A 12,911-nucleotide genomic window follows, 5' to 3' on the forward strand; every position below is an offset into this window, starting at 1 on the left:
CACTCCAGGAGGAGTGACCTCGACGGGTTTCATCAGCGACCTCCACTCAACGGTTACATGTCCGTTCTCAGGCCTGCTCTAGGCCGCCGGCGGCGGCCTAGAAGGCGAGCGCCTGGGCGCGGCGGCGGACCTCGGTCCCCCGGTTCTCGGTGAGCGCGTCCACGGGCGTTCCCGGCAGCGTGTCGTCGGCCGTGAACAGCCACCGGATGGTCTCGGCGTCGTCGAAGCCGGCGTCCGACAGGAGGGTCAGCGTGCCGGGCAGTCCCTTGATGACCTGGCCGTCCTTGATGAAGGCCGCGGGCACCATCGGCTCCCCGCCCCGGCGCACCGCGAGAATGCGGTGCTCGTGGATGAGCTGCTTGATCCGGTTGGGCTTGATCCCCAGCCTGTCGGCGGTCTCCCGGAGGGTGAGCCACTCGCCGGCCAGGGCGTCGGTGCGGGGGTCCAGTGCGCTGTCAACGGTTGCGTGCATCTGCGTCACGCCCCCTTGCTACCACGCCTTCGGAAGACTCAAACCCGCTGCGCAGCCGTTACGTCCCCTCTGATCGCTCTGCGCGAACAGCCTGCCGCACGGGGACGTCCGGGTCGGCGATCGCCTCCGGATCCACCGGCGTCCCCGCGGCGATCACGCGCCTCGCCTGCACCAGGTCGCGGGGCCGGCCGACGGTGAGGATCGCGTCGAGGCGGTCTCCGGTCAGCCACGCCACCGCCCATCTGGAATCGGACGGGTCGCCCCTGCGCACGAGCCGTTCGGACGCGGAGTGGTCGCCCGCGTACTGGACCATGCGCCCGAACTGCTCCGACCAGAAGTACGGGGCGGCGTCGTACACGGCGTCCTGCCCGAGGAGGGCCGCGGCGGCGACCTCCGGGGCGTTCAGCGCGGTGTCCCAGTGCTCGACGAGGAGCCTGCGCCCGTAGCGGTGCGACCACCAGGCGGCGCAGTCGCCGACCGCCACGACGTCCGGGCGCAGCGCGCCCGGGGCCTCCTCTCCCATGTAGGTCCGGAACGAGCCGTCGGTGACGACACCGCGCTCCAGCAGCAGCCCGGAGCCCTCCAGCCACGACAGGACGGGCCGGACCCCGACGCCGACGACCACCTCGTCGGCGTCGACGCGGCCTCCCCCGGCGAGGACGAGGCCGCCGTCGCGCACCTCCGCGACCTTGACCCCGGTCCGCAGCTCGACGCCGGCCTCCGCGTACCAGGGGGCGGTGAGCGCGCCGACCTCGGGCCCGATCGCGCCCGCCAGCGGGGTGTCGGCCGCCTCCACGACGGTGACCGCGCAGCCCCGGCGGGCCGCGGCGGTGGCGACCTCGGCGCCGATCCAGCCCGCGCCGACGATCACGATGCGGGCGCCCGCGGTGAGCCGGGCGCGCAGGTCGCGGGCCTCGTCGATGGTGCGCAGCACGTGCTGCCGCCCCTCCCCGGGCAGCGTGATCGGGGCGGCGCCGGTCGCGATCACGAGCCCGTCGAAGGGCAGGTCGCCCGCCGTGGACGCCACCGTGCCGCCGCGTCCGGGCCCGTCCAGCCGCAGGCCGGTGGCGCGCTCGCCGAGCAGCAGCTCGCAGCGCAGCGCGTCCCAGTCGGCGTCGACGGTCGTGTCGTCGGACTCGCCCGCGAGGACGGCCTTCGACAGCGGCGGCCGGTCGTAGGGCCGGTGCCGCTCCGCCGACACGAGGGTCAGCGCGCCCTCGTACCCCTTGCTCCGCAGGGCCTCGACGGCGCGCACGCCGGCCAGCCCGCCACCCACGACGATGACCCTCTCCATGAAGGTCACCCTAACGGGCGGCGATCCGCGGATGGACAGGTGTCCAGGCAGTCGCCCGGTTCGCCGAGGTCGTAAGGTGGGGGCAGCGGAACGGCACAGCAGAACAGCACAGAGCGCGGGAGTCCGGTGCGACCGGGCTGAGAGGGCGGCTGAACGGGCCGCCGACCGCCACGACCTGATCCGGATCATGCCGGCGAAGGGAGCGCGCATGCAGATCGTCATCATCGGCGCCGGGGTGATCGGCCTGGCCACCGCCTGGCGGACCGCCGCCGGCGGCGCCGCCGTCACCCTGGTCGACCCCGCGCCCGCCTCCGGGGCCTCCGCCGTGGCGGCGGGCATGCTCACCCCGGTCAGCGAGCTGACCTACGGCGAGGAGCCGCTGCTGCGGCTCGGCCTCGCCTCCCGCGACCGGTACGGCGCGTTCGTCGCCGAACTGGAGGAGCTGACCGGCCTCGACACCGGGTACCGCACCGACGGGATCATCGAGGTCGCGTTCGACTCCGACGACCTGCGGCACCTGGACGACCTGCGCCGGTTCCAGGAGAGCCTGGGCATCCCCGCCGAGGCGCTCACCGGCCGCGAGTGCCGGCGGCTGGAGCCGATGCTCGCGCCCGGCGTGCGCGGCGGCCTGCTCGCCCCCGAGGACGGCTCGGTCGACCCCCGCAGGCTCGCCCCTGCGCTGCTGGCGGCGTGCGACCGGCTGGGGGTCCGGCTTGTCCGGCGGCGGGCGGAGCGGGTCGTCGTCGAGAACGACGCCGCCGCCGGCGTGGGCCTGGACGACGGCACGGTGATCCCCGCGGACCGGGTGCTGCTGGCCGCCGGGCCGTGGTCGGGCGACCTCGGCGGCCTGCCTCCCGGGACCGTTCCACCCGTCCGCCCGGTCAAGGGCCAGGTGATCCGGCTGCGCACCCGCGCGCCGTTCCTGCGGCGGTCGACCCGCGGCCTCGTCCGGGGATCGTCGGTCTACCTGGTGCCACGTGCCGACGGAGAGATCGTGGTCGGCGCCACCCAGGAGGAGCTGGGCTTCGACACGCGGGTCACCGCCGGCGGGCTGTGGGAGCTGCTGCGCGACGCCCGCGAGCTGCTCCCCGGCATCACCGAGCTGGAGTTCGCCGAGGTAACCGCCGGGCTGCGGCCCGGCTCCCCCGACAACGCGCCCGTGATGGGCCCGACCGCGCTGCCCGGTCTGCTGGTGGGCACCGGGCACTTCCGCAACGGCATCCTGCTCACGCCCGTGAGCGCCGACATCCTGTCCGCGATGCTGCTGGACGGGCCCGTCCCCGAGGTCGCCGGGCCGTTCGCCCCCGACCGCTTCTCCCCCGAGGTGAGCGCATGAAGGTGATCGTCAACGGTGAGCCGCGCGAGCTGCCCGACGGCGCGAGCGTGGCCGAGGTCGTCGCGTCCGTCACCGCGGCCGCGACGGGCGTGGCCGCGGCGCTGAACGACGAGGTCGTCCGGCGCGCGGAGTGGGCGGCCACGCCCCTGCGGGACGCCGACCGCATCGAGGTGCTGACCGCGGTCCAGGGAGGATGAGGATGAACGACACCGACGGACTGGTCATCGCGGGCGAGGAGCTGGGCTCGCGGCTGATCATGGGAACGGGCGGGGCCCCGAGCATGGCGGTGCTGCGCGAGGCGCTGACCGCGTCCGGGACGGAGCTCACCACGGTCGCGATGCGCAGGGTGGACCCGTCCGCGCGCGGCTCGGTGCTGGACGTGCTGACCGAGTGCGGCATCCGGGTGCTGCCGAACACCGCCGGCTGCTTCACCGCGGGCGAGGCCGTCCTGACCGCCAAGCTCGCCCGGGAGGCGCTCGGGACGAACTGGGTCAAGCTGGAGGTGATCGCCGACGAGCGCACGCTGCTGCCCGACCCGATCGAACTGGTCGAGGCCGCCGAGCAGCTCGTCGACGACGGCTTCGTCGTCCTGCCCTACACCAGCGACGACCCGGTCCTGGCGCACCGGCTGGAGCAGATCGGCTGCGCGGCCGTGATGCCGCTCGGCTCGCCGATCGGGTCGGGGCTCGGCATCCGCAACCCGCACAACATCGAGCTGATCGTGGAGCGCGCGACCGTCCCGGTGATCCTCGACGCGGGGCTCGGCACGGCGTCGGACGCGGCCCTCGCCATGGAGCTCGGCTGCGACGCCGTGCTCCTCGCGACGGCCGTCACCCGCGCGCAGTCGCCGGCGCGGATGGCCGCCGCGATGCGGCACGCGGTCGAGGGCGGGCGGCTCGCGCGGCTCGCGGGGCGCATCCCCAAGCGCCGCTACGCCCAGGCGTCCTCCCCGTTCGACGGGCTCGCGACTTCGTAGCGACACTAAAGCCATACATGTAGAAATATTCGCTGGACCTGAACAGTCTCGCGCCACCACACTGGACACACCGGGGCGCAACCGCACACATCGCTTCGGTGTCGATGGAAGCGTCCCCTCCATAAGGTGCGTGACATGCAGCAAAACAGCGGTGCGCGCGCGAACAAGCTCGCGGTGGCGGCGGCGACGGTCACGGTGGTCTTCTGGGCCTCGGCCTTCGTCGCCATCCGAAGCGCGGGCGACGAGTACAGCCCCGGCGCCCTCGCCCTCGGCCGCCTCCTGTCCGGGACGGTCGTGCTGGGGGCGATCTGGCTCGTCCGGCGCGAGGGCCTGCCTCCCAAGGCCGCCTGGCCCGGCATCGCCACCGCCGGCCTTCTGTGGTTCGGCGCCTACATGGTCGTCCTGAACTGGGGCGAGCAGCTGGTGGACGCGGGCACCGCCGCCCTCGTCGTCAACATCGGGCCGATCCTCATCGCGCTCCTCGGCGGCTGGCTGCTGAAGGAGGGGCTGTCGCCCCGGCTGCTGCTCGGCATGGCCGTGTCGTTCACCGGCGCCGCCGTCGTCGGGCTGTCGATGTCCGGCGACGGCCGCGCGTCCGTCGGCGGGGTGCTGCTCTGCCTGGCCGCCGCCGTCACCTACGCGGCGGGCGTCGTCGCCCAGAAGCCCGCGCTCCGGCACGCGTCGGCGCTGCAGTTCACCACGTTCGCCTGCGCGATCGGCACGGTCGCCTGCCTGCCGTTCTCCGGGCAGCTCGTCTCGCAGGCCGCGCACGCCCCCGCGGGCGCCACCCTCAACATGGTCTACCTGGGCGTTTTCCCGACCGCGGTCGCCTTCACGACCTGGGGATACGCCCTCGCCCGCACGACCGCCGGGAAGATGGGCGCCACCACCTACGCCGCGCCCGCCCTCGTGGTGGGGATGTCGTGGCTGTTCCTCGACGAGGTCCCCGGCCCGGTCACCCTCGCCGGCGGGCTGCTGTGCCTCGCCGGCGTGGCCGTCTCCCGCAGCACGCGGTCGCTGCGCCGCCGCGTCCCGCCCGTCACTCCCGAACCGGGCGCCCCGGAGGAGTCACCCTCCGGGCTCATCGATGCTCATACTCGCGACGGATGAGAACCACGCGGAATCGCCCGTAAACTCGCACCGATGGACGCGACGGTTGCTGACCCACTCGTCGGGCGGGTGCTCGACGGGCGGTACCGCATTGAGTCCCGCATCGCGCGCGGCGGCATGGCCACGGTCTACCTCGCGCGCGACCTCAGGCTCGACCGCGTCATCGCGATCAAGGTGATGCACGCCGGACTCGCCTCGGACGAGGACTTCGTCGCCCGCTTCATCGGCGAGGCCAAGGCCGCCGCGGCGCTGTCCCACCCGAACGTCGTCGCCGTCTACGACCAGCGCACCGACGGCGAGCACGCCTTCCTGGTGATGGAGTACGTCGCCGGCCGCACCCTGCGCGACGCGCTGAACTCGCTCGGCCGGCTCGGCCCCCGCGCCGCTCTGGAGATCATGCAGCCGGTGCTGGCGGCGCTAGGCGCCGCGCACCGGGCCGGGCTCGTGCACCGCGACGTCAAGCCCGAGAACGTGCTGATCACCGAGGACGGCCAGGTCAAGGTCGCCGACTTCGGCCTCGCGCGGGCCGAGACCGCCAGCAAGATGACCAAGACCGGCATGATCATCGGGACGGTCGGCTACCTGGCGCCCGAGCAGGTGCTGTCCGGCAACGCCGACTTCCGCTCCGACGTCTACGCCGCCGGGATCATGCTGTTCGAGCTGATCACCGGCCGGCTCCCCCACCAGGGCGACACGCCCCTCGCCGTCGCCTACAAGCACGTGAACGAGACGGTGCCGCCGCCCTCCAGCGTCGTCCCCGGCATCCCCCCGCGGGTGGACGCCCTCGTCACCGACGCCACGAGCCACGACCCGGCGCGCCGCCCGCAGGACGCGAACCAGTACCTGGCCGAGGTCGCCGAGGTGTTCGGCGGCCTCCCCCGCGACTTCGACCGCCGCGTCGAGGAGGCGTCCCGCAACGCGACGAGCGTCCTGGAGACGCCGCCCGACCACGGCCGCACCGCCGTCATGGACGCCGAGACCCTGGCCCCCCAGCACGGCGTCCGCCCCACGAGGACCGACCGCGCCCTCGGCGCGCTGACCGGCCGCTACGTCATGATCGCCATCGGCCTGGTCGCGGCGGTCGTCCTCGGCTGGGCCGTGTGGTACCAGACGTCCGGCCAGTACGAGCACGTCCCTTCCTCGATCATCGGGATGAAGGTCGCCGAGGCCCGCGACCAGCTGGAGTCCGACGGCATGGACGTGCGCACCGCCAAGGCGGTCTACAGCGACCGCGTCCACAAGGGCGGCGTCGCCAAGTCCGACCCGCCCGCCGGCGCCCGCGTCGCCAAGGGCCAGACGGTCACCCTCACCCCGTCCCGGGGCATCACGCCCCGCGAGGTGCCCGACGTCGGAGGCAAGTCCCTCGCCGACGCCAAGAAGACCCTGGAGGACAAGGGCTTCACCGTAGGCCGGACGAGCAGCAGCCCCTCGCAGACCGTCTCCAAGGGCGACGTCATCAGCACCGACCCGGACGCCGGCGAGAAGCAGTCCCCCGACGTGCCCGTCTCCATCGTCGTCTCCACGGGCATGTCGATGCCCGGCCTCCTCGGCCAGAACGGCGACGCCGCCGCCAACCAGCTGCGCTCCATGGGCCTGGACGTCACCGTCCAGAAGAAGCAGGTGAACGGCAAGGACCCCAACACGGTGATCAGCCAGGACCCGTCCGAGGGCACCGGCGTCTCCCGCGGCGACAAGGTCACCATCGTCGTCAACAAGCGCGACTGCATCGTCGACGCGGGCCCGTTCCAGTTCGGCTGCGACGACGGCGACGGCAACCAGAACGTCCCCGTCCCGGACCTGACCGGCCGCCGGGTCAACGAGGCCAAGAAGGCGCTGGAGGACTCCGGCTTCGAGGTCAACGTGACGGGCTTCGGCGGCAACGTCGTCCGCTTCCAGTCGCCCAGCAGCGGCGAGGCCCCGCGCGGCTCCACCGTGACGATCGTCCGAGGCCCCTGACCGGCTAGTCTGAACAGGCCATGACCTCACCCATCAGCCCCGTCGGGGCCCACGTTCCCGTGGCCGGCGGCCTCGCCACCGGCGGACTGAAGTACGCCGCCGAGATCGGCGCCGAGGCCGTCCAGGTCTTCGTCTCCAACCCCCGCGGCTGGGCCCTCCCCGAGGGCAAGCCCGCCGAGGACGCCAAGCTCCGGGACGAGGGCATCCCCGTCTACGTCCACACCCCGTACCTGGTCAACCTCGGCTCTCCCACCCCGGAGACGCTCGAGAAGTCGCTCGCGGCCGTCCGCCACTCCCTGACCCGGGGCCGCGCCATCGGCGCCCGCGGCGTCGTGGTCCACACCGGCTCCGCCGTCACCCGGACCTACGAAGAGGCCATGGCGCAGGTCCGCGAGCACGTCCTCCCGCTCCTCGACGAGATCCCCGAGGACGGCCCCGACCTGCTCCTGGAGCCGATGGCGGGTCAGAACAACATGCTCTGCGCCAAGGTCCAGGAGCTGGCCCCGTTCTTCGAGCGCCTCGACCACCACCCGAAACTCGGCGTCTGCTTCGACACCTGCCACGCCTTCGCCGCCGGCCACGACCTGGCGGCCCCGGGCGGCGCCAAGGACACTCTCGACGCCCTGGTCGCCGCAGTGGGCGAGGGCCGCCTGAAGCTGGTCCACGCCAACGACTCCAAGGACGCCTGCGCCTCGGCCAAGGACCGCCACGAGAACATCGGCGCGGGCCAGATAGGCGAGTCCCCCTTCGGCGACCTCTTCCGCCACCCCGCCACGGCCGGCGTCCCCTTCATCATCGAAACCCCGGGCCGAGCCCCCGCCCCCCACGCAGAAGACATCAAAACCCTCAAACGCCTACGCGACTGCGCTTAATGCTTTTTTCTCCTCCTTCGGGCCTGGCGGCCCTCCATCGTCGATAAAAGCGTGCGATCGCTGGCATCGCTTCGACTCGCCTGGCGGCTCGCTGCGCGATCAGATTCTTGCTTCGCTCGAATCTGCCTTCGGACGCGATCGCGACCGTCAGGTTGTCGCGGGGTTGCGGTGGGCTGGGGTTGTCGCAGTAGCGGGTGCAGGTGAGCGCGCAACGGTCACCTGGCGGCTCCCTATGCGGCAGCTCCTTGCTTCGCTTTGATCTGCCCCCGGATGCGGTCGCCGCCGTAGGGCGCCACCGCGTGAGGCTGTCGAGGTTGCCTGGAGGAGCTGTTGGTAGCGGGCTTTGAGCTCAGCGCCGACCCGGACCCCCTACTGCAACAACCCCAACTCCACCCGCAACCTCGCGACAACGGGGGGCCGCGATCGCGTCCGAAGGCAGGTTCGAGCGAAGCGAGAACTTGATCGCGCAGCGAGCCCAAGGCGAGCCGGAGCGATGCCAGCGATCGCCCGCTTTTATCGACGATGGAGGGCGCTCAGCGCCCGAAGGAGGAGATAAAAGCAAAAAGACTCAGGCGCCGCTGAACAACCCCCCGACTGTTCAGCGACGCCCGAGCCACAGGTCGCGGGATCCCACCCCCCCGGTACGGGATCCTGCGACTCACGATCCGGCGTGTGTCGCCGGATCTCCGGATTTGCTCTTGTGGGAGGGTTCGCAGCCGGGGGCCGCCCGCCCCTCCTCGGGCGGTGTGACGTGTGGTGCCACTGAGAACATTAGAGGGGGTCCGCCACCTGTGGACAGCGGGACGACGCGCCTCTCGATGAACGGTGTGTAGTCAGAGATATACGGAGCGTAGTCAACGGACGAGCGGTCCGTGGAGCAGGACGAGCGGTCCGGGGCGGGGGCACGGCGGGCGCGGCGGCGCCCCGAACGACTCATAACGGGGCTCAACGGGCGAACACGTCCTCGGGGAGGTGCAGTTTCGTCAGGGCTCGGTCGGCGCGGCGGGGGACGCGGCGGCGGGTCAGGAGCGAGACCGCGACCATGACGGCGAACGCGGCGGGGGCGATGAGGGCCGCGGGTTCGGCCACGGCGGCGGCGGGCCAGCCCGTCAGGGGGAGCTCGTACAGGTGCAGGACGCCGGAGGTGACGGCGAGGCCGGTGCCGACGACCAGGCCGGCGGCGGCGCCGGCGGCGGTCAGGCCGCGCCACCAGATGGCGAGGAGCAGGAGCGGGCACAGGGAGCACGCCGAGACGCAGAGGGCCAGGGCGACGAGGCCGGCGGCGCCCTGCGTCCCGATCCTCGGGACCAGGGCGAGCGGGACGAGGAGCGCGAACACGGTGGCGATGCGGAAGGACGCGACTCCGCTGCGGCGGGCGCACTGCGTGACGGTGCCGGCGATGGTGACGACGAGGCCGCAGGAGGTGGAGATGAACGCGGCGAAGGCGCCGAGGGTGATGAGCCCCGTGAGCAGCGCGCCGGCCGGTCCGGGGATGCGCTGGGGCAGCAGCAGGACGGTCGCGTCGGTGTCGCCGGTCATCAGCAGCTCGGGCGCGTAGAGGCGCCCCATGGACGCGTAGACGGTGGGGAAGACGTAGAAGAGCGCGAGGAGCACGGGGACCAGGGCGGCAGTGCGGCGGGCGGTGCTTCCGCTCGGGTTGGTGTAGAACCGGATGAGGATGTGGGGCAGCCCCATGGTGCCGAGCAGGATGCCCAGGAGCGCCGAGTAGGTGCGGTAGAGGCCGTGTTCCTCCCCGCGGCCGAAGGGCGTGGCCCAGGTCTGGCCGCTCTGGACGGGCAGGCGTTCGGCGTGGGGCACCGGCGCCCCGGCCGGGAAGACCACCTCGGCGCCGGGTCCGATGGTGTGCCGTCCCGCGGCGAGGGTCATCGCCCCGCCGCGGTGGCGGACGCCGTCCACGCGTCCCCGGGCGGTGACGAGGACGGCGGCGGGCGCGGTGACCGCGACCTCGGTGCTCACGTGGACCCGGGTGGTGTGCGCGAACCGCGCGGGCCCGTCGCCGACGGGGTCGGGGCGGCCGTCCATCTGCCACATGACCAGCAGCGCCGCGGCGGGCACGGCGAAGGCGACCAGTTTCACCCAGAACTGGAGGCTCTGGACGGCGGTGATGCTGCACATCCCCCCAGAGGCGACGAGCAGCAGGGTGACCGCGACCACGACGGCCCAGCCCGCCCACACCGGGGCGCCGGTCATCACGCGCAGCGTCACGCCGGCGCCCTGGAACTGCGGCAGCAGGTAGAACCAGCCGATGAAGCAGACGCAGCAGGTGACGATGCGCCGCACGGCCGGGGAGCCGAGGCGCCACTCGGCGAAGTCGGAGACGGTGTAGGCGCCGGAGCGGCGCAGCGGGGCGGTGACGAACGCCAGGAGCAGGACGTGGCCGGCGGTCGCCGCGACCGGCAGCCACAGCATGTCGGCGCCGTAGGCGAGCACCAGCCCGGCGGTGCCGAGGAACGCGGCGGCGGAGAGGTACTCGCCGCTGATCGCCGAGGCGTTCCGCCAGGGGGTGACGCCCCGCGAGGCGACCAGGAGGTCGGAGGCGGTGCAGGCGGAGCGGCGGTCGCAGGCGCCGAACGCGGCGGTCACCACCAGCAGCGCCAGGAGCGCCGCCGCCACCGCCACGGCGGTCATCGCCTCTCCGCCGGTCTCGTGAGGTCGCGTTCGGCGCGCTCGGCGCGGCCGAGCTGGCGGAACGACGCCGCGACCCAGACCGGCTGGATGCCGAAGGCCAGGACGAGCCAGGGCAGCGGGACGCCGTGCACGCGGGCCCGCGCCACCGCCGGGACGATCGCCATCAGCGCCGGGAGCACCGTCACCACGGCCATGACGAACGCGCCGGTGCCGAGGGCGGTGCGCAGCTGGGCGCGGATGAGCCGGCGGGTCTCGGCGGGTCCGATCGGCGGAGCGGACGCGAGCGGGCCGGACCGGGACGGGCCGGTATCGGGCGGGTCGGGATCCGCCGGGCCCGGCGCGGGCGCCGCGGCCTCGGCGGTCTGGGCCGCGCCCGGCGTCGCACCGCCCGCCAGCGCGCGGGGGCGGACGGCCGCCGCGCCCGCCGTCGTGTCGCGGCGTTCATCGGTCATCGCGGCCCTCCCCCGGGTCCCCGGCGTCCTCGTCCGGCTGGTGGAACTTGCGGACGAGCAGGTCCCGGACCTCGCGGGTGTGGCGGCGGCTGACCTGCAGAAGCTCGTCCCCGATCTGGACGGCGGCCCGGCCGCCGTCGAAGCGCAGCTCGGTGACGTACGCGGCCGCGACGAGGGTGCTGCGGTGGATCCGGATGAACCCCGCGCCCTCCCACCGCTTGGAGAGCGCCGACAGCGGCATGCGGACCAGGTAGCCGCCGTCGGCGGTGTGCAGCCGCACGTAGTCGCCCTGCGCCTCGACGTGGGTCACGGCCCTGCGGGACACCAGCCGCGTCCGCCCGCCGAGCTCGACGGGGATCATCTCGTCGTCGGGGTCGGGGGAGGCCTCCCCGTCGGGCGGCGACGGGCGGCGCACGGCCGCCGCCACGCGCCGGACGGACTCGGCCAGCCGCTCCGGCCGGACGGGCTTCAGCAGGTAGTCGAGCGCGCCGAGCTCGTAGGCGGTCACGGCGCAGTCGTCGTGCGCGGTCACGAACACCACGTGCGGGGGCGCGGCGAACCCGGTCAGCAGCCGGGTGAAGTCGAGCCCGTCGAGGCCCGGCATGCGGATGTCGAGGAACACGGCGTCGAGGCGCTCGCCCTCGACGAGCATCCGGCTCAGGTCGCGGAGCGCGGCCGAGGCGTCCGCGGCCCCGGTGACCCGCCCGACCCGCGGGTCCTTGCTGAGCAGGTAGGTCAGCTCCTCCAGGGCCGGGCGTTCATCGTCGACGGCGAGGACGTGCAGCATGAGGGCGACTTTGCCGCGATTACCGTCTGTCCGCAATCGGTTCCGAAAAGTGAGTGGCGTGTCGCCCGGATCGCCCCTCAGTCGGGAAAGACGCCCGGACGGTACTTCGGGACGCGCAATTTGACCTTGGTTCCGGCGCCGAGCGCTGTCTCGACGGTGAGGCCGTACTCGTCCCCGTAGACCTGGCGCATGCGCGCGTCGACGTTCGCGAGGCCTATGCCGGGACCGCCCTCCGGCCGGTCGTGGGTGGCGACGCTCCCCCAGCCGGTGGGCCCGGGCCGGCCGAGGGGCGCCGACAGGATCTCTTCGAGCCGCTCGGGGTCCATGCCGATCCCGTCGTCCTCGACGCTGATCGCGGCCTCGGCGCCCGAGTCGCGGGCCACGATGGAGATGTGGAACGCGCGGCGGCCTCCGGCCATGCCGTGCCGGACGGCGTTCTCGACGAGCGGCTGGAGCGCGAGGAACGGGACGGCGACCGGCAGCACCTCGGGAGCGACCTCGACGTTGCACTGCAGCCGCTCGCCGAATCTGGCGCGCTCCAGAAGCAGGTAGCGGTCGATCGAGCGCAGCTCGTCGGCGAGCGTGGTGAAGTCGCGCGGGTTGCGGAACGAGTAGCGGGCGAAGTCGGCGAAGTCCAGCAGCAGGCCGCGGGCCCGCTCGGGGTCGGTGCGGACGAACGAGGCGATGGTGGTCAGCGAGTTGTAGACGAAGTGCGGCGAGATCTGCGCGCGCAGCGCGCGCAGCTCGGCCTCGGCGAGGCGGACGCGGACGGAGTCCATCCCGGCCAGTTCGAGCTGCCCGGTGACGAGCCGGGCCGCCTCCCCCACCGCGCGGACCCGCGCGGTGGACGGGCTCGGCCAGTAGGCGCTCAGCGTGCCCTCGACGCGGCCCTCGACGGCGAGGGGGGCGGCTGCGTCCCTCCGTTCCTGCGACGAGGTCGTGGATCCGGGTGCCCGGTGTGCCGCGCGAGAGCGCGATGCGGCTCGCCCTGGGGATCGCGGTGTTCG

The 12,911-nt window shown here is 73.4% G+C and carries 12 protein-coding genes and 1 riboswitch; of the genes, 6 read left to right on the forward strand and 6 right to left on the reverse strand.

What is annotated here, in order from left to right; genetic code table 11:
• Positions 1-97: 97 nt before the first annotated feature.
• Positions 98-472 carry a helix-turn-helix domain-containing protein gene (locus AB0K37_RS34925; RefSeq protein WP_185023485.1) on the reverse strand — a complete coding sequence of 125 codons (375 nt, stop codon included), beginning with the start codon at positions 470-472 and terminating at the stop codon, positions 98-100.
• A gap of 58 nt (positions 473-530) precedes the next feature.
• The gene (locus AB0K37_RS34930; protein ID WP_363988422.1) at positions 531-1,766 is read right to left on the reverse strand and encodes an FAD-dependent oxidoreductase; all 1,236 of its coding nucleotides are present in this window, start codon (positions 1,764-1,766) and stop codon (positions 531-533) included.
• Positions 1,767-1,871: 105 nt separating this feature from the next.
• Positions 1,872-1,985: riboswitch (TPP riboswitch) on the forward strand.
• Here AB0K37_RS34930 and thiO point away from each other — a divergent pair.
• The 6 genes from thiO to AB0K37_RS34960 all read left to right on the forward strand — a co-directional run bounded on the left by thiO (position 1,975) and on the right by AB0K37_RS34960 (position 8,016).
• On the forward strand, positions 1,975-3,102 hold the full coding sequence (gene thiO / locus AB0K37_RS34935; protein ID WP_363988424.1) for a glycine oxidase ThiO: 1,128 nt from the start codon (positions 1,975-1,977) through the stop codon (positions 3,100-3,102). It overlaps the preceding riboswitch by 11 nt.
• On the forward strand, positions 3,099-3,299 hold the full coding sequence (gene thiS / locus AB0K37_RS34940; RefSeq protein WP_363988427.1) for a sulfur carrier protein ThiS: 201 nt from the start codon (positions 3,099-3,101) through the stop codon (positions 3,297-3,299). Before thiO ends, thiS begins: the two co-directional genes overlap by 4 nt.
• Positions 3,300-3,301: 2 nt before the next feature.
• A complete protein-coding gene (locus tag AB0K37_RS34945; RefSeq protein ID WP_345185926.1) occupies positions 3,302-4,078 on the forward strand; it encodes a thiazole synthase in 777 nt (258 codons plus the stop codon).
• Positions 4,079-4,213: 135 nt separating this feature from the next.
• Positions 4,214-5,188, forward strand: a complete 975-nt coding sequence (locus tag AB0K37_RS34950) for a DMT family transporter (protein WP_363988430.1) — start codon at positions 4,214-4,216, stop codon at positions 5,186-5,188.
• 33 nt (positions 5,189-5,221) lie between these two features.
• Positions 5,222-7,144 (forward strand): Stk1 family PASTA domain-containing Ser/Thr kinase, encoded by a 1,923-nt coding sequence (gene pknB / locus AB0K37_RS34955; protein WP_363988433.1) that lies wholly within the window; start codon positions 5,222-5,224, stop codon positions 7,142-7,144.
• A 20-nt stretch (positions 7,145-7,164) separates the two neighbouring features.
• Entirely contained in the window at positions 7,165-8,016 is an 852-nt protein-coding gene (locus AB0K37_RS34960; protein WP_363988436.1) for a deoxyribonuclease IV, read from the forward strand.
• Between the two features lie 945 nt (positions 8,017-8,961).
• On the opposite strand, the gene AB0K37_RS34965 is transcribed toward AB0K37_RS34960, so the two are convergent.
• The 4 genes from AB0K37_RS34965 to AB0K37_RS34980 form a co-directional block, all read right to left on the reverse strand.
• Entirely contained in the window at positions 8,962-10,665 is a 1,704-nt protein-coding gene (locus tag AB0K37_RS34965) for a cation acetate symporter (protein WP_363988439.1), read from the reverse strand.
• On the reverse strand, positions 10,662-11,117 hold the full coding sequence (locus tag AB0K37_RS34970; RefSeq protein ID WP_363988442.1) for a hypothetical protein: 456 nt from the start codon (positions 11,115-11,117) through the stop codon (positions 10,662-10,664). Before AB0K37_RS34970 ends, AB0K37_RS34965 begins: the two co-directional genes overlap by 4 nt.
• Positions 11,107-11,904: a LytTR family DNA-binding domain-containing protein gene (locus AB0K37_RS34975; RefSeq protein ID WP_363988445.1), complete on the reverse strand. Its 798-nt coding sequence runs from the start codon at positions 11,902-11,904 to the stop codon at positions 11,107-11,109. Before AB0K37_RS34975 ends, AB0K37_RS34970 begins: the two co-directional genes overlap by 11 nt.
• A gap of 77 nt (positions 11,905-11,981) precedes the next feature.
• The coding region (locus AB0K37_RS34980; RefSeq protein WP_363988448.1) for a histidine kinase at positions 11,982-12,911 on the reverse strand (930 nt) is incomplete at its 5' end.

This window comes from Actinomadura sp. NPDC049753 (assembly GCF_040674655.1).
GTDB classification, from domain to species: domain Bacteria; phylum Actinomycetota; class Actinomycetes; order Streptosporangiales; family Streptosporangiaceae; genus Spirillospora; species Spirillospora verrucosospora.

What these genes read in the sequence shown, in the direction of transcription:
- AB0K37_RS34925 (WP_185023485.1), bottom strand. Translation starts at nt 472, where the DNA reads ATGCACGCAACCGTTGACAGCGCACTGGACCCCCGCACCGACGCCCTG.
- AB0K37_RS34930 (WP_363988422.1), bottom strand. Translation starts at nt 1,766, where the DNA reads ATGGAGAGGGTCATCGTCGTGGGTGGCGGGCTGGCCGGCGTGCGCGCC.
- thiO (WP_363988424.1), top strand. Translation starts at nt 1,975, where the DNA reads ATGCAGATCGTCATCATCGGCGCCGGGGTGATCGGCCTGGCCACCGCC.
- thiS (WP_363988427.1), top strand. Translation starts at nt 3,099, where the DNA reads ATGAAGGTGATCGTCAACGGTGAGCCGCGCGAGCTGCCCGACGGCGCG.
- AB0K37_RS34945 (WP_345185926.1), top strand. Translation starts at nt 3,302, where the DNA reads ATGAACGACACCGACGGACTGGTCATCGCGGGCGAGGAGCTGGGCTCG.
- AB0K37_RS34950 (WP_363988430.1), top strand. Translation starts at nt 4,214, where the DNA reads ATGCAGCAAAACAGCGGTGCGCGCGCGAACAAGCTCGCGGTGGCGGCG.
- pknB (WP_363988433.1), top strand. Translation starts at nt 5,222, where the DNA reads ATGGACGCGACGGTTGCTGACCCACTCGTCGGGCGGGTGCTCGACGGG.
- AB0K37_RS34960 (WP_363988436.1), top strand. Translation starts at nt 7,165, where the DNA reads ATGACCTCACCCATCAGCCCCGTCGGGGCCCACGTTCCCGTGGCCGGC.
- AB0K37_RS34965 (WP_363988439.1), bottom strand. Translation starts at nt 10,665, where the DNA reads ATGACCGCCGTGGCGGTGGCGGCGGCGCTCCTGGCGCTGCTGGTGGTG.
- AB0K37_RS34970 (WP_363988442.1), bottom strand. Translation starts at nt 11,117, where the DNA reads ATGACCGATGAACGCCGCGACACGACGGCGGGCGCGGCGGCCGTCCGC.
- AB0K37_RS34975 (WP_363988445.1), bottom strand. Translation starts at nt 11,904, where the DNA reads ATGCTGCACGTCCTCGCCGTCGACGATGAACGCCCGGCCCTGGAGGAG.